The sequence below is a fragment of the Serratia rhizosphaerae genome, assembly GCF_009817885.1.
In the GTDB taxonomy this organism is placed as follows: Bacteria; Pseudomonadota; Gammaproteobacteria; order Enterobacterales; family Enterobacteriaceae; genus Serratia_B; species Serratia_B rhizosphaerae.
The window spans coordinates 1075504-1093710 of sequence record NZ_CP041764.1; the positions used below are offsets into that span (position 1 = coordinate 1075504).

Consider the following 18207-nt stretch of genomic DNA (forward strand, 5'->3'; position numbering starts at 1 on the left):
ACAGCGACTATTCCTAAAGCCGCATGGTTGTGCCGATGCCGACGAAAGCGCCGACGTTACCGGCGCTGACCAGAACGCAGTATATCGCCGCGTTATTTCCCGCTCTGTTTATCCATCGCGATCAGGATCTTAATCGCTTCACAGGCGGTGTCGATCGCCTTCGCCACCTCGGCGGCCTGATCCGGCGCATCGGAGAAGGCCATCACGCCGGACGCGCGGCAGCCGCGAATCGAGGAGATAACAAAAATCGCCGCCGACTCCATCTCGGAGCACATCACGTTGGAGCGCTGCCAGATTTTCTGCCGCGCCTGCCACAGCTCGCCCGCCGGCACCGCATCAGGGAACACCTGGGTATAGAACGAGTCTTTCGAGTGCGTAATGCCTTCCAGGAAGCGATAGCCCAGCGTGTCCGCCGCCTCGGCCAGCGCCTGCACCACCCGCCGGTCGGCGACCGCCGGGTATTCAATCGGTAAATACTGCGTTGTGGTGCCTTCATCACGGATCGCCGCTGTGACGATGGTACCGGACACGCCGCCGTCATGCGCCGGCGCGGCCACGCGGCCGGCGGTGCCGACGCGAATAAAAGTATCCGCACCGGCGGCAATCAGCTCTTCGACGGCGATGGCCGTCGACGGACAGCCCATGCCGGTCGAGGTGACCGACACTTTCTCGCCGTTTAACGTCCCCGTCCAGGTTTTATGCTCGCGCTGGTGAGCCACCAGCCGCGGGTTGTCCAGGCTCTGCGCAATGATATCGGTTCTGAACGGGTCCCCCGGCAGCAGCACATAACGCCCGACGTCACCTTCCTTCAGGCCGATGTGGTAAAAAACGTCACCCTTTTTATACATATTATTATCTCCGTCATTTTTTTATTTGCTGGCGCCTATTCTGCCAATTCAATTTGCCTGATGTATTGATCTGCTTTCCACAATACGATTTTTATCCCGCGGCCTGTCGCTGCCCGGGAGATTTAATCATCAGGCATAGGGAATAATCTGAACATTTCCCATCGCAAAGCATGGCAAATACAGGTTAATGGCCGAAAACCTATTTTTTGCATGGACAAAACCATACGCCGGAGATTTAATAGCGCTCGCGTTTTATATGCCCATAAAGAAAATGGTCAAAACGTCCGCGACAAATTAAAAAGGTGTTCTATAGTTTTTAATGCTAACACCCGTTAGCTATCCCGATAGGATGGAGTCTATGTTAAAGCGATTCTTTGCCGAATTTTTTGGCACATTTTGGTTGGTGTTTGGCGGTTGCGGCAGCGCCGTATTAGCTGCGGCCTTTCCTGAATTAGGCATTGGTTTTGCCGGCGTGGCACTGGCATTTGGTTTAACCGTTGTCACCATGGCTTACGCCGTTGGCCATATTTCCGGCGGACACTTTAACCCGGCGGTAACCGTAGGCTTATTTGCCGGCGGTCGTTTTCCGGCAAAAGACGTTATCCCGTATATCATTGCGCAAGTTATCGGCGCCATTGTCGCCGCCGCAGCGCTGTATACCATTGCCAGCGGTAAAGCCGGCTTTGATGCTACCGCCAGCGGTTTCGCCTCCAATGGCTTCGGCGAACATTCGCCGGGCGGTTATTCACTGCAGGCGGCGATCGTTATTGAATTATTATTAACCGCTTTCTTCCTGATTATTATTCACGGCGCCACAGACAAACGCGCCCCGGCAGGCTTTGCGCCGCTGGCTATCGGTCTGGCGCTGACCCTGATTCACTTAATCAGCATTCCGGTCACCAATACCTCGGTCAACCCGGCGCGCAGTACCGGCGTCGCGATTTTCCAGGGTACCTGGGCGCTGGAACAGCTGTGGATCTTCTGGCTGGTACCGCTGGTCGGCGGCATCATCGGCGGCCTGATTTACCGCTGCCTGCTGGAAGATAAACAATAGGCACCGCGTTAACCCGGTCGGTGTATACCCGTCCTACTTCAAGCTGCAGGTGCGTTGGCGGCGCTCAGTCACCCGAATCACTGACCTGAGTCAACGCATCGGGACTCCTTCCCTTTCCGCCTTCCTGCAACTCGAATTATTGAGGGTATAAATAGCAAATACGCGTAAGGCTGCCGTCACCGGCAGCCTTATTTTTTTAACCGCGCCGCGCCACCAGCATCATAATATCGCTGGTAAAGGTTCCGTCCGGCTGAATGGCGAAATGGCTGACCACCTCGTCGGACACCTGCCGCTGAAACTCCCGGATGGCGGCCACCAGCGTCTCCGGCGTGCGCATCCGCGCCACCCAGCTGCTGAACTCCAGCGGCAGGCGGTCGCTGGTCACCTCTTCCGCCCGCAACCCCGCCGCCGTCAGCATGCTTAACCACTCACCCGGCGCATAGTTGCGCACGTGCGAAGTATCGCGCAGCACCTCAACGGTCTGCAGATAAATATCCAGCAAAGGATGCCCCGGCGAGACCACATCCATCAGGATCGCCTTGCCGCCCGGCTTCAGCACCCGTTTGACTTCACGCAGCGCCTGCCCGACATCATGCCAGTGGTGTGCCGAATAGCGGCTGATCACCAGATCAAAGTCGCCGTCGGCAAAGGGCAGCGACTCCGCCACGCCCTGCTGCGTCTGAATATTGCTCAGCCCCCGCTCCTGTGCCGCCTGCGCAACCACCGCCAGCATCTGCGCCGACAAATCGTAGGCCACGACCTGCGACACCTGCGCGGCGGCCGTAAAGCTGGCATGCCCGGCGCCGCATCCCAGATCCAGCACCCGCGCCTGCGGGTGCGCCGCCAGCAGCCGGCCCAGACGTTGTAAATCATTGCCCTGCGCGTGCACCGCGCTGGTTAAATAGGCGTTGGCCTGTGCGCCAAACTGACGGTCGACGGCATCGTTGTGGTTATTGCTGTTCATAGCGGCTCCTGACGGGTTGTGAATCACTGCCAGCGACTATAATCTGCTTACTATACGGGTACAATATAAGCAGTTATCCTGGTATAAGAAGGTACCATGCTATGACCTCAACATCAGAAGCTCTGTCCGGCCCGAAGGCCCTGGGCGCATTCCTGCGCGCCCACCGGGAACGCATCACGCCGGAAATGATCGGCCTGCCCAGTTCGCCGCGCCGCCGCACCAGCGGCCTGCGTCGGGAAGAGCTGGCGCAAATCAGCGGCATCAGCGCCACCTGGTATACCTGGATAGAGCAGGGGCGAGAAGTGTCGATTTCACCGCACACGCTGGCGCGCATCGCCAAGGCGCTGCGCCTCGGCAATGCGGAACGTCACTACCTGTTTACCCTGGCGCGCGTGGCCGACCCGCAACAGACGCCGCAACAGGACGGCGTCAATCAACTGATTTTGCACAGCGTACAGGCGGTAACGGTGCCCTGTTATCTGCTGGACATCACCTGGAATATGCTGGCCTGGAACGCCCAGGCGGAAGCGCTGTTTGCCGGCTGGCTGGGCGAGGAGGCCCAGCCTAATCTGCTGCACTTTATGTTTTTCCATCCGCTGGCAAAAACGCTGGTCGATGACTGGCCGGATCGCGCCCGCCGCGTGGTAGCCGAGTTCCGCGCAGAAACCAGCCATCATCAGAGCAGCGAAACCATGCGCGCTTTCGTGCGCCAGATGACGCACCACAGCGAAGATTTTAACCATTGGTGGCAACAGCACGACGTGATGGCGCGCGCCGGCGGGGAGCGTCGTTTTCGCCATGCCGAGCAGGGCCAGATGCGCTACCAGCAGCTGACCCTGCACCCGGCGGAAAGCAGCGCGCTGAAGCTGGTGATGCTGATGCCCTTGCCGTAATTGGTAACAAATTTGCAGCCAGCTTTACTGACGCGCTATTTATTGCCGCCGGTAAACCGGCTAACGTGACAGCGATCAATCTTTATTTTCCTGGAGTCATCCAATGCAATCAGAAGAACAACGCCTTATCGATGGCCTGTTCGGCCGCTTAAAAGAGGCTGAAACCAAAACGGGACAACGGGATGCTCAGGCAGAACAGCAAATTAACCGGCATCTGAGCGAACAGCCCGCCGCGCCTTACTATATGGCGCAGGCGATCATTATTCAGGAAGCCGCGCTGAAGCAGTTGGATCAGCGGGTCAAAGAGCTGGAAGGCCAAGTCACGCAGCTGCAGCAGAACGGCGCCGGCCAGCAAAGCAGCGGCGGATTTCTCGCCGGGCTGTTTGGCGGCGGTACCGGCCGCAGCGCCCCCAGCCCGCAGGCTCAGGCCCAGGCGCGTCAGCAGAACAACGCCGCGTGGAATAATCAGCCGCAGGGCGGCTATGCGCCGCAACAGCAGCAAGCGGTGCCGTCACGCGCCGGCAGTTTCCTCGGCGGCGCGCTGCAGACTGCCGCAGGGGTTGCCGGCGGCGTCATGCTGGCGGATATGCTGACCGGTATGTTCCGCCATACCCAGCCGGAAGAGATTGTGAATATCATTAATGAAACGCCCGCCGACGACGCGCAGAACGCTGCGCTGCAGGATGATAGCGCGATGCGTGAGTTTGATGCGTCCAATAATCTCGACACCTTTAACAACGGTGACGGCAGCTTCCTGTCGCAGGACAGCGGCTGGCAGAATGCCGATTATCAGAGCGATGATTTCGCCGACGATGACGGCTTCGGCAATGATGATGATTCATTTCTTTAACGATTAACGCCGCTCGCAATGCCAGCCAGCGCCGCCTGTCTGGCATTTTTATTGTCCGTGACAAGGAACGCATCCGGCTGGTTGCCGGGGCACGGCTGACGCCCTGCCGGTACGGGGATTACTGCGGGACTTCGTCCGTTTCGATACGCGCCAGCGCGCGACGGTAGGACTTTACTTTCTGGCGCTTCTTCAGCCAAGTGGTGGTGGACACCAGAAACATGACGCCGGACATGGCCAGTACGCCGGTCGGATGACCGTAGAAGACCATCAAAACAAAATATACCGCCGAAACAATCGCTACCCACTTCGCCATATTACCGACGGCGTGTTTCTCCCGACTTTGGCGACGAATATATTCTTCTTCACTGATTCCCATATGCCTCTCCTTTTATCGTCGAATAGGTATTATATGGGGATCAATTGCTGCAATTTCAAGCAGCTCCTACGTAAAGAAGCGTAAACCAGCGCCGCCTGCGGTAAGCCGGCCGGCTCATTTCGGCCGGCATACCCCCATTAAGACGCAGGCGGCACCGGCGGCTGAGCCGGCAGCTCAACCACCGACACCCGTACTTCATAGCGCTTGGCCTTGCCCGCCGGGATCACCGAGGTCAGCTTATTGATGGTTTCCGTCGGGTTGTCGCTCAGCGATGAGGCGCAAAACAGCTCGCCGCCGTGGCAGAAGCCGGGCTTAGGCATCGGATGCGGCCCCGGGAACGGCGGGCGCTCTTTCCCCGCCATCTGCGGTGCAGGCGCCTCTTTGGCCGTCGGTGCCGATATCGCGCTGCTGCTGAACAACACCGCGGCGGCCAGCGCCGGCAGCGCCAGAGCTTTCAATCGCATTTTCATCATATCACTCCTTATTGAACGGGAACGCCCCTAACCTACTCCGCGCCAATACGCTGAGAAAGCGGCTTTTCGCTACCTTTTCACCATGCTGCCATTTGCTTACATCACGCAGGATTACGTAAGGAAAATGCCTGCCGCCCCGATAAAAATGCCGGTCAGCATGTACTGACCGGCAATAAGAGTAGATGGCAGAATTGTTCAGCGTTCCAACTGCGCTTCCACCGGCGGCATCACACCAAACTCGCCGCTGTTGAAATCATGAAACGCCTGCTGGATCTCCGCTTCGCTGTTCATCACAAACGGGCCGTAACCGACGATCGGCTCATCGATCGGCTCCCCGCTGAGCACCAGCAGGCTCACGTCGTTGTTGGCTTCAACGGTGATGCTGTCGCCGGCGCGATCCAACCGCACCATCTGGGTTTCACGCACGATCTGCTCATCATTGACCAGCACCGCACCGTGCAGGATCACCAGCGCCAGCGTATGGCCCTCGGTCACCGTCAGCTCCGTGCGATGGCCGGCATTCAGCTTCATATCCCAGACGTTCAGCGGGCTGAAGGTGCGCGCCGGGCCGGCGTGACCGTCAAAGTTACCGGCAATCACCCGTACCTGGCCGGCACCGTCCGCCAGCGGAACCTGCGGAATCGCCTGATTCAGCAGCGTTTGGTAACCCGGCGCCGCCATTTTGTCTTTGGCCGGCAGGTTCACCCACAGTTGCACCATCTCTACGGTGCCGCCGCGGCGGGAAAACGCCGTAGAATGAAACTCTTCATGCAGAATGCCGGAAGCCGCCGTCATCCACTGTACATCGCCGGGGCCAATCACGCCGCCGCCGCCGGTGGAGTCGCGGTGTTCCACTTCCCCCTGATAGACGATGGTTACGGTTTCAAACCCACGGTGCGGATGCTGGCCGACGCCGCGCCGCCCGGTGGTTTCACGAAACTTGGTCGGCGCCGCATGATCCAACAGCAGGAACGGGCTCATTTCCGCCCCCAGCTCGTTATATGAGAACAGGGAGTTGACCAGAAAACCGTTGCCGACCCAGTGCGCCTGCGGGCTGTCATACACGCCAAGGATCTTTTTCATCATTTCTCTCCGGTTGCGGACCCTACGGCCCTACTCGATGACGGCAGTGTAATTCACTCTGAATTGCTCAGGTAGTCGGCAAGATATACACTCAGCGTTCTACCAGTAGAACAATGGAGCGACAGCGTTGGTTGATTTAAACGATCTGTTCTTTTTCGCCAGCGTGGTGGATCACCGGGGATTTGCCCCGGCCGGCCGGGCGCTCGGCATCCCCAAATCCAAGCTCAGCCGCCGGGTGGCGCTGCTGGAAGAGCGGCTCGGCGTGCGGCTGCTGCAGCGCTCAACGCGTCGCTTCTCGGTCACCGAGGTCGGCCAGAGCTATTACCGCCACTGCAAGGCGATGCTGGTAGAGGCCGAAGCGGCGCAGCAGGCGATCGAACAAACCCGCGCCGAGCCTTGCGGCACGGTGCGCATGAGCTGTCCGGTGGCGATTCTGCATACCCGCGTTGGCGATATGCTGGCCGCCTTTATGGCGGATTATCCGCAGGTCACGCTGCATCTTGAGGCCACCAACCGGCGGGTAGACGTGGTGGGCGAAGGGCTGGATCTGGCCATCCGCGTACGCCCGCCGCCGCTGGAAGACAGCGATCTGGTGCTGAAAGTACTGGCGACCCGTCGCTGGTGCATCGCCGCCAGCCCGGCGCTGGTGCGCGCCTTGGGCGAAGTGCGGCAGCCGGAGGATCTGGAGCGCTACCCGACGCTCGATCTCGGCCCGGCGCGCGCGCAACATCAGTGGACGCTGTACGACCCGCAGGAAAAAACCTTCCGCTGGGAGCACCATCCGCGCCTGGTCAGCGACGATATGCTGATGCTGCGTAAAGCGGCGATCGCCGGCGCCGGCATTGTGCAACTGCCGCGCATGATGATGCACGATGAAATGCTGCGCGGCGATTTAACCCCGCTGCTGCCTGACTGGCACCCCGAAGGCGGCATCGTGCATGCGGTCTACCCGTCCCGCCGCGGCCTGCTGCCGGCGGTGCGGCTGCTGCTGGATTATCTCGGCCAGCAGTTCGCCGCGCTGGAAGAAGAGTAATCTCCGGCAGGATGTTGGCTATACTGTGCAATAACAACGTTACCGCAGACGTAACGGTTTGGGCGCTAAAGGAAAACTATGTTACTGAGAATCGCAAGGTGGCTGTTTCAATTACCCGGCAGGCTGTTTGGCATGATATTCAGCCGCCGTCTGACGACCTTTATCTTTTTTATGCTGGTGGCGCTCGGCGTCATCGCCGTGAAGCGCTATCTGCGCACCGACCCGCAGGCCGAGCCGCTCTCCCCGACCGCGCAGCCCCACTATGATATTCAGCGCGAAGTGCCGCCGCGCGAGGCGCGCGGGCAGTGCGGCGGGCCGCTGCAAGACAACCAGGGCAGCCCCTGGCCGGATTCCGCCGGCTATTTACGGCAGCCCGACGCACAGGAACGCGGCCGGACGCAGCGCATCACGCTGGATAATCAGCATAACGCCTTCGCCGTGCGGGTAAAGCTGGCGAGTGCGGAAAACCCGCAGCGCGTTGCCGACCTGTTTATTCCCGCCGCCGCCAGTTTCAGTATCCAGACCACCGCGGCGGAACGCTATGTGATGAAAGTGAAAGATATCCAAAGCGGCTGCAGCTACCGTTCACAGCCCTTTGCGCTGGCCAGCGACCACAACTGGCGGCTGCCCATCAGCCTGCACAGTCATGGCAAAGTACAATTTCAGGCCATCGACGCCGGTCAGTTTTAAGCGCGCCGGCGCGCTATTTTTTCACCGGATGGTCACGGCGGAACAGCTGCCAGCTCTCAATTTCTTCACCGCTTGGCAGCGTACAGGTGGAATACTGGCCGTGCTCATTCTCTTTGGCGTTCAGTTTGCCGCCAATCTCCGTGCAGTAAACATCGGCCGGATTCGCCATGCCGATGGTTCGTGGCGGCGGCGGCGCATCATTATTGGTTTTCATCTGACATCCTTGCAGCAGCGCTGCGCCTGCGAGCAGGGAAAGCAACAACGTTTTTTTCATGATTTCACTGTGATCCGGCCCGCGCCGTAAGTCACGCGCGAGGGGTAGAAACAACAACGCTGCGGCGCATCACGCCCCGCAGCGTCAGATAATAGCAGGTGCTTAAGAAATAAAGGATTTGCCCTGTTTCAACACCAGATCGCAGGCTTTCTGCTTCACTTTTTCGGTGATCTGCGAGGTGCCGAGGTTGTTCAGATCCAGGCTCTTGCCTTCGCCGGTTTGCAGCAGGCCGCCCAGCCCCTGCTGGTAGTCTTCGCTTTTGGCGTCAGACTCGCTGCTGATGCCCAGTTTCCCCAGCAGTTTGTCTTTCACATCCGCCGCGCCGCTTTCCGAAAGGACATTGTTTTTCACGCAGTACTGCAGGATACCGGCCGCGTTGGTCATGCTGCCGGAGCTCAGCGCCTTGTCGCCGCCGTTCAGCAGACCGGTCAGGGTCGACAGCGACGTACCGCCGCTTTCACCGCCGGATTTGCTCAGCTCGCCGGCGGCGTTGCTGACGGAATCCATTAAACCGGCCTGCGCCGCGCCGGCGCTTAACGAGGTGGCCAATGCCAGCGCCAACAATGCACGATGCTTATTATTCATAGTGTTCAAACTCCTGTCTTCTCTACGGTAAACGGCGATATCGCCGGAACATACTTTCGGACGCTGTGCGAGTCGACAAGTTCCATTTAACTGTTCGCCGCAGAATTTTTAGGATTATGAGCAAACTGCGGCGGCTTAAAACTGCCAGCGCAGCCAGGCGAAGAACACGTTGCCGTTATTGTAGGTACCGGGAATATAGGTCGCCTGAAACGTCAGTTTTTTATAACCGACCGACGCCAGCGGCAGCGGCGCAGGGATCGGGATATAGTTCCAGTTGTCGCGGGCGGTCACGCTGGCGGTGAAGCCCAGCCCCAGGCGGAAATCCTTATCATCCAGCGGACGCCAGATTTTCTCATAGGCGTAGCCGCCGATCGGCTCCCATTTATTAAAGGAGTCTTTAAACGCCATGATATAAATGCCGTGCCAGTCGCCGTCCTGATCGAAGCGCGAAATGCCGTAGCCGGCGCCCCAGGGCCGCTCGTTGTACTTGTCGATATGTTCATCGTCGTACGTCCAGCGGTTGTGCCAGGTGATCGCCGGAATATAGAGATCGTGGTTCGGCGAATTGTTCCAGGTTTCCGCAACGTTGTCCGTAAAGCGCTGCCACAGGCCCGGTTTCTCCGCCGGTGCGGCAGTGCTATTTTCTGAACTAACCTCAGCCAAAGAAGGCAGTGCAGGAAATATCAACGCCATACAGCCGGCAATGCATGTCCGTTTCAACAACATAAAATAACTCCTGTACAAATTACGGCCGGGGATTCTTACCGATTGCATCTGCAAGATCAAGCCAGGGCAACACTTTCCCGCCGTAAACCGCTGTTCGTTGTCTTTTCGTTAAGTTTAGCCGCTGAATATCGACATTTCGTTTTTACCCGACCAGAACCCGGTAAGACCTCGACGAAAATAGCGCCGGCAGCGCCGTGAAAAAATATTTACCCCGCCCAAAAATCAGAATGTGATCGCACGCGGCACCGGCGGCCTGACCTGTCGCGGTAATTGTTAACTGTCGCACACATTTCCCCACCGCAGCGCAGTCAATTGGATGTAAATTATTTGTGACAAGTTGTGTTTAAAAAACGGTTAACACGGTTAATTATTGATATTCCGTCGTTTCACGGCCGTCTGCCGCTGTACCGGCGTTAATCTCCGTCGGCCTACCGGCCCCTCATCCACGCCAGAAAAATGCATACCGGTAAAAGTACCGGCTATTCTGCCCCCTCCTTGCCAATACGCCGCCCGGCATCATCCGCACTATTTTTCCTTCATCCTTTCGCCGCTGAAAAATACCCGACGCACATTATCAGCCTGCCAATTTATCGTTTTCAGATAGTTTCATACGTAAAGCTCCCCATACATTTCCGGCATACGACGCCAGCCGCCGTTGTCTTGAAGCCCGCCCGTGTTTACATAACTGTTATAGCAACGGACGCAATGCCATTAACGCCTCGCGACCTCTGTACACCGACAAATACAACATCGCCAGCAGCCACGCTTGCTGATTTCTACCTGAAACAAAAAAGACAATGAATTCGGAGCTAGAGATGAAAATCACTATCGGACAATTTATCCTGCAACAACTTCGCACCCTGAATATTGAACATATCTACGGCGTGCCCGGCGATTATAATCTGTCGCTGCTGGAAATGATTGAGCATGACGATAGCGTGCAGTTTGTCGGCAACTGCAACGAGCTGAACGCCTCTTACGCCGCCGACGGCTATGCCCGTCTCAACGGCGCCGGCGCGCTGATTACCACCTACGGCGTCGGCGATCTGGCCGCGCTGTCCGGCATTGCCGGCGCCTATGCCGAGTCGTCGCCGGTGATCTGTCTGGCCGGCACCCCGCCGCTGCACGCGATGAAAGATCACGCCCTGCTGCACCATTCGCTGGCGGACGGCAACTTCGACAACGTGATGAACTGCTTTAAACAGTTTACCGTCGCCCAGGCGCTGATTACGCCGGAAAACGCCGCCAGAGAAATTCCACGGGTGATTGCCGCCGCCTGGACGGAGAAAAAACCGGTCTATCTGCAGCTGCCGTCAGATATCTGCGAGGTGCAGATCGATATCGCCGGGCCGGTTGCCGCGCCGCAGCTGCCCGCCAGCGATCCGCACAACCTGCAGCTGGCCGCCAAGGCGCTGCTGCAGCGGCTGCGCAGCGCCAAACATCCGCTGATGCTGGTCGATCAAATGGTTGACCGCTATCAGCTGCAGCAACTGACTATCGCCGTGGCGCAACGCTTCGGCATTGCGCTGACCAATATGCCAACCGCCAAATGCATTATTCCGGAGACGACCGCCGGCTGGATGGGGGGCTACAGCGGCAACCTGTCGCGTCCGGAGCTGTTTGAACTGATGGCCAAATCCGACTGCGTGCTGAGCTTTGGCGTACGTCTGGTGGATTCCACCACCGGCTATTTCTCCCACCAAATCCCGGCCGCGGCGCAGGTTGATATCCAGCCCTACTCGCTGAAACTGGATAACACCGCCTACCCGGCGGTGGCGACCGCTGATTTACTGCAGGCGCTGCTCGACGCCGACGATCGGCCACACGCCGCGCCGATGGCAACGCTGCCTAACCCGCACGCCCAGTTGGCCGCGCCGAGCGACTCGCCGCTCGATCAGGCCTATTTCTGGCAGCGAATGAGCCGCTTTATTCGTGAGGATGACGTACTGGTGGTGGAAAACGGCACCTCGGGCGCGGCCGTCGGCGGCATGCGGATGCCGGATGGGGTAAAAGTGGTTAACCAGCCGATCTGGGGCTCGATCGGCTACACCCTGCCGGCGCTGCTCGGCACGCTGATGGCGGCGCCGCAGCGACGCCATATGCTGTTTATCGGCGACGGCTCCTTCCAGCTGACCGCGCAAGAAGTCTCGACCCTGCTGCGCTATGAGCAGAAACCGATCATCTTTCTGATTAATAACGACGGCTACACCATCGAGCGCTACATTCTGGGGGAAAATTCGTCCTACAACGATATCGGCCCGTGGGACTACGCCAAACTGCCGGCGGTGCTTAATACCCAGGCGCGGCCGTTCTGCGCGGCGGTAGCAACCAGCCAGCAGTTAGAACTGGCGCTGGAACACACCTCGCGTCAGGAGACGCTGGCGTTTATCGAGGTAAAACTGCCGATGATGGATACGCCGCCGGTGATGAAAGAGTTCTGCAACCGCTGCAACAGCTTTAACTTCGGCCTGACCAACCCGCGCCGCAGCGCATAACCGCCTCTGCGGCCGGCGTAAGGCTTCGCCCCGCCGGCCGCATGCCGTCTTAACGGGCGCGCGTCATACAGCGCTGACGACGCTCGTCCACCCGTTTGGCGAACCAGGCGGTGGTCAGCTTACGGGTGATTTTCGGGCTTTCCAGGGTGATGCCCGGCAGCATTTCACGCGGCAGTTTTTTTCCGGCGGTGTTTTCCGCCAGCGCAAACACCTGCTGATACAGATCGGTGTCTTCAAACTCCAGCGTATCCCCTTTCTCCAGCGCACGACGAATGGCGGAATGACTGATATCCAGCCGCTTCGCCAGCGTGCGTACCGCCAGTTCGGTGGTGCCCGGCTTATCACTGCCATAAATAATCAAATCGCCGTCCAGCGCCAGCGGAATGCCGCTGACCTGGCTGACCGCGCTCTGGAAAGCGGCGTTGCGGCTGGCGTACCAGCCGGCGTTAAAGTCGGCGAAGCGGTACAGCGAGCGGCTGTAATTGGCCGGATAATCCAGCAGGTGCATAATGCCGAAATACATGCCGCCGCGGCGGCTGAACACTTCGCGACGAATAGAGCCGTCGACCGAGTACGGGTAGCCTTTGGCATGCGCCTCGGCAAAAGCGATGCTGACCTGCATCGGCCCGCCGGTATGCACCGGATTGAGATTGCCGAACAGGCGCTGCCCCATCGGCACCATATCGATAAAGTCGTCGAAGATGGCGCTCAGCTCTTTTTCACTGCGCACCTTGTCCAGACGCTCGCTGTAGCTTTTGCCGTTGGATGACTTGAGCAGCAGCGCGGTGCGCACCACAAAATGCGGGATATGCAGCTTATCGGCCCGGCGGTCGATCTCCTGCCAGGCGATTTTCGACAGCCCCGGCACCTGCGGGTCGGCATGGAAGGTGGACTCCTGCTCGGTCACCGCCAGCACGGCGCACAGGTTTTCATCGCTGGCGTCGAGCCCCTGGGCGGCAAAGGCTGCGCTAATGTCGCCGGCCCATCCCTGCTTGTTCTGCGCGTTGGCCGGCATCAGTTTGACCACCTGTGCCTTCACCTCCGCCGGAGTGCGGCTTGGCGCCTGCGGCGTGATTTTGCTGGTACAGCCGGCCAACACCAGCAGCGCGGTCAGCGTCAGCGCGCGACCGGTAAATGTTCGATAGTTAGGCATCTTTTCCCTGATCGTTAAGGTATGTGCGCCCAAGACGTTATCCCAGCCGCGCCGGATGATCCAGCCCCACGCGGGAAAATCCGCCGTACCGATTCTGCGATGGCAAGCCGGCTCAATAAGGTGTATTTTACATGCAATTTAAAACTCAACCCGAACAAGGAGCACACCATGTCCGCAGACATTCAGCCGGAAGACTACTTTCATCAGAAATATGGCTTAACCCGCACCCACTCGGAAGTGATTGCCGCCGCCGGGCGACTGCCCGCCGGCAAGGCGCTGGATCTGGGCTGCGGCGGCGGGCGCAACGCGCTGTATCTGGCGTTGAAGGGCTTTGACGTCACCGCCTGGGATAAAAACGCCGTGGCAATCGCCGAGCTGAACCGCATTATCGACGCCGAAGGGCTGAGCGCGATCCGGGCCGCCGAGCAGGATCTGAACAACCTGCGTTTCCACGGCGACTATGATTTTATTCTCTCGACGGTAGTCATGATGTTTCTGCAGCCTGCGGCGATCCCGTCAATCATCCAGGATATGCAGGCCAGCACCGTCAGCGGCGGCCATAACCTGATCGTCGCCGCGATGGATACGCCGGATTTCCCCTGCCCGCTGCCGTTCCCCTTCGCCTTTAAGCCCGATGAACTGAAAAAATACTATCAGGACTGGCAGATAGTGAAATACAACGAAGACGTCGGCGAACTGCATAAAACCGACGCCAACGGCAACCGCATCAAGCTGCGCTTCGCCACGCTGCTGGCGCGCAAGCCGTCCGCACTCTGACGACCGCCCGCAAGGGCCGATTATCTGCACGCCGAAGCGGGAATCGCGTTGCCAATCTCGGCGCGCGGCGTTAGGATCGCGCCCGGCCAAAAGACGGGCCAGGGATTACGCCGCACGCCGCGCTGCTTCGCGACGATCAACGCGCAGATGCGGCCAGGCATTTTGAGAGGTTATCGTGTTAGAAAGTTTCGGCGTCCTGAATTTATGGACCTATCTGGCCGGGGTGATATTTATTATCGTGCTGCCCGGCCCTAATACCCTGTTCGTACTGAAAACCGGCATCTCCCGCGGCATCCGCGCCGGTTACACCGCCGCCCTCGGCGTATTTATCGGCGACGCTATTTTGATTTTTTGCGCCTATATCGGCGTAGCCACGCTGATCCGCACTACGCCGCTGCTGTTTACGCTGGTGCGTTATCTGGGGGCAATTTATCTGCTGTTCCTCGGCGTGAAGATCCTCTACGCCAACTTTGTGCAAAAAAATCTGCCGGAACACCAGACGCTGGAAGACAGCCACAGCATTCTGCGCAAGTCGCTGACGCTCAGCCTGACCAACCCCAAGGCGATTTTGTTTTACGTATCTTTCTTCGTGCAGTTTATCGACTTCAACTACGCGCATACCGGCCTGTCTTACACCATTCTGGCGCTGATTCTGGAATCGGTCAGCTTTATCTATATGAGCACGCTGATCTTTGCCGGCAGCATGCTGGCGCACTTCTTCAGCCATAAAAAACGGCTGGCCAAACTGGGCAACGGCCTGATCGGCCTGCTGTTCCTCGGCTTTGCCACCCGCCTGGCGACGCTCAGCTCCTGAACCGCGCCAAAACCGGGGCGCCTTAACGCCCCGGTATGCCGCCGTCATTTTGTCACGGCGGACAAACCGAATGTCAGACAGAGCAAATTTTCCTCCCGCCATCGCGATTATTCTAAGTCGGTGAAGTTTTTCCCGATCGATCTCTTCGTATGACAGGAGGGCATATGCCTGATACTACCGTAGCAGTGATGGACAACGTGTTGCGCTTTCTTGAACGTCAGCACGGCTTGTATATCGATGGACAGTGGCAGAGCTCGCAGTCTGCGACGCGGCTGCCGGTCTATAACCCCGCCGACGGCAAACAGATCGCCACCAGCGCCGACGCCAGTGCGGACGATGTCGCCCGCGCGGTGCAATCCGCTCATCGGGCGTTCAGCGACGGCGTCTGGTCACGGCGCCTGCCGGCCGAGCGTGAACGTATTTTGCTGCGCTATGCCGATCTGGTAGAGCAGCACGCCGAAGAGTTGGCGCAGCTGGAAACGCTGGAACAGGGCAAATCCATCAATATCTCCCGCGCGTTCGAAGTGGGCTGCACCCTGAACTGGATGCGCTATGCCGCCGGGCTGAGCACCAAAATCACCGGCCAGACGCTGGACGTTTCCATTCCGATGCCGCCGGGCGCCAACTACCAGGTATATATCCGCAAAGAGCCGATCGGCGTGGTGGCCGGCATCGTGCCGTGGAACTTCCCGCTGATGATCGGCATCTGGAAAGTGATGCCGGCTCTGGCCGCCGGCTGTTCAATCGTGATTAAACCGTCGGAAACCACGCCGCTGACCCTGCTGCGGATGGCTGAACTGGCCAGCGAAGCCGGCGTGCCGCCGGGGGTATTCAACGTGGTGACCGGCAGCGGTGCCGTCTGCGGCAAAGCGCTGACCGAACATCCGCTGGTCGCCAAAGTCAGCTTTACCGGCTCGACCGCCGTCGGCAAGGGCATCGCCCGCGCCGCCGCTGACCGGCTGACGCGCGTGACGCTGGAACTGGGCGGCAAGAACCCGGCCATCGTGCTGAAAGACGCCGATATCCCGCAGGTGGTTGAGGGTCTGATGATGGGCAGCTTCCTGAATCAGGGCCAGGTGTGCGCCGCCAGCTCGCGGATCTATATTGAAGCGCCGATCTACGACCAACTGGTCGCCGGCTTTGAGCAGGCGGTGAAATCCCTCAGCGTCGGGCCGGGGATGGATCCGGCGGCGCAGATCAACCCGCTGGTTTCCCGCGCGCACCGCGACAAAGTCGCCGCCTATCTGGAAGACGCCAGAAACAAGCGCGCCGAGCTGATCGGCGGCGCCAGCGGCCCGGCGGGCGACGGCTTCTATATTCCGCCGACGCTGGTGGTCAACCCGGACGACAGCCTCAACCTGACGCGCGAAGAGGTGTTCGGCCCGGTGGTCAACCTGATTCGGGTGGCTGACGGTGAAGAGGCGCTGCAGAAGGCCAACGATACCGATTACGGCCTGACCGCCAGCCTGTGGACCACCAGCCTGCAAACCGCGATGGCCTATACGCCGCGCATTCAGGCCGGGACGGTGTGGGTCAACACCCATACGCTGATTGACGCCAATATGCCGTTCGGCGGCTTTAAGCAGTCAGGCAGCGGCCGCGACTTCGGCCCGGACTGGCTGGATGCCTACACCGAAAGCAAATCTGTCTGTATCCGCTACTGAACGCCCTTCCCCCGGCCCGGCCGGGGGCTTACTGATAGCGCTTGCGGTATTCGCTGGGCGAAATGCCAAAGTGCGTTTTAAACGCGGTGGAAAAATGGCTGTGGTCGCGAAACCCCCAGTCATCGCTAAGATGGGATAATTTTTGCCATGCCGGCGCATGGCGCAGCGCCTGCGCGCACAGTTCCAGGCGGCGCTGTTTAATATATTGCGCCACCACCAGCCCGTGGCGGGCAAACAGCCGGTACAGCGTACGCAGCGACATGCCGATCTCCTCCGCCACCCACTCCGGCCGCAAACGCTCGGACTGAATATGGCGATCGATAAAGCGTAGCGCCTGATTAAACCCGCGTTCGCCCTCCTCTCCCGTCGCTTCCCCGCCGACCAGCAGCGGGCGCAGCAGGCTGGCCAGCGCGTTCAGCATGGCCTCACTCTCTTCCGCCCCCAGCATCGGGCTGTCGATATAGCCGCGCACCAGCTGATGATTGAATCTGACCAGCGAACTCCCGGCGTCAAGACGCACGGCGCACGGCACCTTGCCGCGACGCGCTGGCTCTTCAAGATAGTGACGCGGCAAAAGCAGCGAGATTTGCTGCGAATCATGCTGGAACAAGAAATTGCTGGGCCGTCCGGCGTCAATCAGCGTCATATCGCCTGCCGACAGGCATGCCTGCCTTTCCCCCTGCTCCATCAGGGCGCTGCCGCGCAGTTGAAAGACGGTAAAAAAGTAGCCGCCATTGCTCTGGGCGACCTCCCGCCGGGTGCGGTACAGCCGCGTCTGCGCCGCATCAACGATGCTCAGCCGCAGCGCATGCGTATGGTATGCCTGCATCGCGCCGCTGAACGCCGGCCCCAGCGTTGTGGCGCGAAAACGCCCGCAGGCCGCGTTGATGCTTTGCAGCCATTCGTCAAAACCGGCACTCCGGGCCTGTACGGTAACCGCCATAATGTCCCCTTCCAGCTATCAGCAGTGACGCAGATAACAGCGGCGTCGATCGTTCAGCCAACATAGTCACTCGTTAACTTTTACGCAACAACACAAGGGAGATTTAGCGATGCGATCACAAGTTTGCACCGAACAGCGGCGAGACTACGGAGATAAACGGCATAACTGACAAAAAATCGGGTGCGGCAGAACCACCGCCCCCGAAGTTATTACTAATAGTTATCTCGAACTGACAGGCTCAGCGCTTAAGGCGTTGTCGTTGGTTTTTCGGGACAGTTGTTCCTGGCCACAACGTTGATCGTCTTGTTCGGTACACCATACTTATTACGGCACTCAACGACCGAATAACAGAGGTTGCTATTTCCCCCGGCGCCCCATTCAAATTTTTCCATGCTACAGAAAAGAATATAGCCGCCAATCACCTTATCAGCGTTCTTCATGGTCATTTTTTTCACTGTAATATCCTTATATGATTACATTGATATATCAAATAAGAAAAACACCAACCCTAC

General features: G+C 58.9%; 20 protein-coding genes. 9 read left to right on the forward strand and 11 right to left on the reverse strand.

All coding sequences use genetic code 11. The features are described from left to right. Nucleotides 1-92 precede the first annotated feature (92 nt). Nucleotides 93-848: a nucleoside phosphorylase gene (locus tag FO014_RS05095; protein WP_105229971.1), complete on the reverse strand. Its 756-nt coding sequence runs from the start codon at nt 846-848 to the stop codon at nt 93-95. 358 nt (nt 849-1206) lie between these two features. Here FO014_RS05095 and aqpZ point away from each other — a divergent pair, with 358 nt between their 5' ends. Then, on the forward strand, nt 1207-1902 hold the full coding sequence (gene aqpZ / locus FO014_RS05100) for an aquaporin Z (RefSeq protein WP_105229970.1): 696 nt from the start codon (nt 1207-1209) through the stop codon (nt 1900-1902). Between the two features lie 196 nt (nt 1903-2098). Here the strand turns inward: aqpZ and FO014_RS05105 are convergent, their stop codons facing one another. Beyond that, complete coding sequence (locus FO014_RS05105) at nt 2099-2866, reverse strand: class I SAM-dependent methyltransferase (RefSeq protein WP_160028149.1); 768 nt, start codon at nt 2864-2866, stop codon at nt 2099-2101. Between the two features lie 101 nt (nt 2867-2967). On the opposite strand from FO014_RS05105, the gene FO014_RS05110 reads away from it, so the two are divergent. Continuing rightward, on the forward strand, nt 2968-3759 hold the full coding sequence (locus FO014_RS05110; RefSeq protein WP_160028151.1) for a helix-turn-helix transcriptional regulator: 792 nt from the start codon (nt 2968-2970) through the stop codon (nt 3757-3759). A gap of 103 nt (nt 3760-3862) precedes the next feature. Continuing rightward, nucleotides 3863-4609, forward strand: a complete 747-nt coding sequence (locus tag FO014_RS05115) for a DUF2076 domain-containing protein (RefSeq protein WP_160028153.1) — start codon at nt 3863-3865, stop codon at nt 4607-4609. Nucleotides 4610-4727: 118 nt separating this feature from the next. On the opposite strand, the gene FO014_RS05120 is transcribed toward FO014_RS05115, so the two are convergent. The 3 genes from FO014_RS05120 to FO014_RS05130 all read right to left on the reverse strand — a co-directional run bounded on the left by FO014_RS05120 (nt 4728) and on the right by FO014_RS05130 (nt 6541). After that, nucleotides 4728-4985 carry a hypothetical protein gene (locus FO014_RS05120; protein ID WP_105229966.1) on the reverse strand — a complete coding sequence of 86 codons (258 nt, stop codon included), beginning with the start codon at nt 4983-4985 and terminating at the stop codon, nt 4728-4730. A gap of 137 nt (nt 4986-5122) precedes the next feature. After that, complete coding sequence (locus FO014_RS05125; RefSeq protein WP_105229965.1) at nt 5123-5455, reverse strand: hypothetical protein; 333 nt, start codon at nt 5453-5455, stop codon at nt 5123-5125. A 198-nt stretch (nt 5456-5653) separates the two neighbouring features. Then, a complete protein-coding gene (locus FO014_RS05130; RefSeq protein ID WP_160031354.1) occupies nt 5654-6541 on the reverse strand; it encodes a pirin family protein in 888 nt (295 codons plus the stop codon). A 127-nt stretch (nt 6542-6668) separates the two neighbouring features. Between FO014_RS05130 and FO014_RS05135 the strand changes: the two genes are divergently transcribed. Further along, entirely contained in the window at nt 6669-7574 is a 906-nt protein-coding gene (locus FO014_RS05135; RefSeq protein ID WP_160028155.1) for a LysR family transcriptional regulator, read from the forward strand. 78 nt (nt 7575-7652) lie between these two features. Then, complete coding sequence (locus FO014_RS05140) at nt 7653-8264, forward strand: hypothetical protein (protein WP_160028157.1); 612 nt, start codon at nt 7653-7655, stop codon at nt 8262-8264. A gap of 13 nt (nt 8265-8277) precedes the next feature. Here FO014_RS05140 and FO014_RS05145 read toward each other — a convergent pair whose 3' ends face one another. The 3 genes from FO014_RS05145 to pagP all read right to left on the reverse strand — a co-directional run bounded on the left by FO014_RS05145 (nt 8278) and on the right by pagP (nt 9849). Next, a complete protein-coding gene (locus tag FO014_RS05145) occupies nt 8278-8538 on the reverse strand; it encodes a putative hemolysin (RefSeq protein ID WP_105229961.1) in 261 nt (86 codons plus the stop codon). 102 nt (nt 8539-8640) lie between these two features. Further along, nucleotides 8641-9123 carry a YjjA family protein gene (locus FO014_RS05150; RefSeq protein WP_105229960.1) on the reverse strand — a complete coding sequence of 161 codons (483 nt, stop codon included), beginning with the start codon at nt 9121-9123 and terminating at the stop codon, nt 8641-8643. A gap of 135 nt (nt 9124-9258) precedes the next feature. Beyond that, a complete protein-coding gene (pagP, locus tag FO014_RS05155) occupies nt 9259-9849 on the reverse strand; it encodes a lipid IV(A) palmitoyltransferase PagP (RefSeq protein WP_105229959.1) in 591 nt (196 codons plus the stop codon). A gap of 815 nt (nt 9850-10664) precedes the next feature. Between pagP and FO014_RS05160 the strand changes: the two genes are divergently transcribed. Beyond that, nucleotides 10665-12344, forward strand: a complete 1680-nt coding sequence (locus tag FO014_RS05160) for an alpha-keto acid decarboxylase family protein (RefSeq protein WP_160028159.1) — start codon at nt 10665-10667, stop codon at nt 12342-12344. A 49-nt stretch (nt 12345-12393) separates the two neighbouring features. Here FO014_RS05160 and FO014_RS05165 read toward each other — a convergent pair whose 3' ends face one another. Next, nucleotides 12394-13497, reverse strand: coding sequence for a DUF1615 domain-containing protein (locus FO014_RS05165; protein ID WP_160028161.1), 1104 nt, complete (start codon nt 13495-13497; stop codon nt 12394-12396). 168 nt (nt 13498-13665) lie between these two features. On the opposite strand from FO014_RS05165, the gene tehB reads away from it, so the two are divergent. The 3 genes from tehB (at nt 13666) to FO014_RS05180 (ending at nt 16752) form a co-directional block, all read left to right on the forward strand. Then, complete coding sequence (gene tehB, locus FO014_RS05170) at nt 13666-14274, forward strand: tellurite resistance methyltransferase TehB (RefSeq protein ID WP_160028163.1); 609 nt, start codon at nt 13666-13668, stop codon at nt 14272-14274. 175 nt (nt 14275-14449) lie between these two features. Continuing rightward, entirely contained in the window at nt 14450-15088 is a 639-nt protein-coding gene (gene leuE / locus FO014_RS05175) for a leucine efflux protein LeuE (protein ID WP_105229955.1), read from the forward strand. A gap of 164 nt (nt 15089-15252) precedes the next feature. Next, on the forward strand, nt 15253-16752 hold the full coding sequence (locus tag FO014_RS05180) for an aldehyde dehydrogenase family protein (RefSeq protein ID WP_160028165.1): 1500 nt from the start codon (nt 15253-15255) through the stop codon (nt 16750-16752). 28 nt (nt 16753-16780) lie between these two features. On the opposite strand, the gene feaR is transcribed toward FO014_RS05180, so the two are convergent. Beyond that, nucleotides 16781-17695: a transcriptional regulator FeaR gene (feaR, locus tag FO014_RS05185; protein WP_160028167.1), complete on the reverse strand. Its 915-nt coding sequence runs from the start codon at nt 17693-17695 to the stop codon at nt 16781-16783. A 245-nt stretch (nt 17696-17940) separates the two neighbouring features. Further along, the gene (locus FO014_RS05190) at nt 17941-18150 is read right to left on the reverse strand and encodes a DUF4762 family protein (RefSeq protein ID WP_160028169.1); all 210 of its coding nucleotides are present in this window, start codon (nt 18148-18150) and stop codon (nt 17941-17943) included. Nucleotides 18151-18207: the final 57 nt, after the last annotated feature.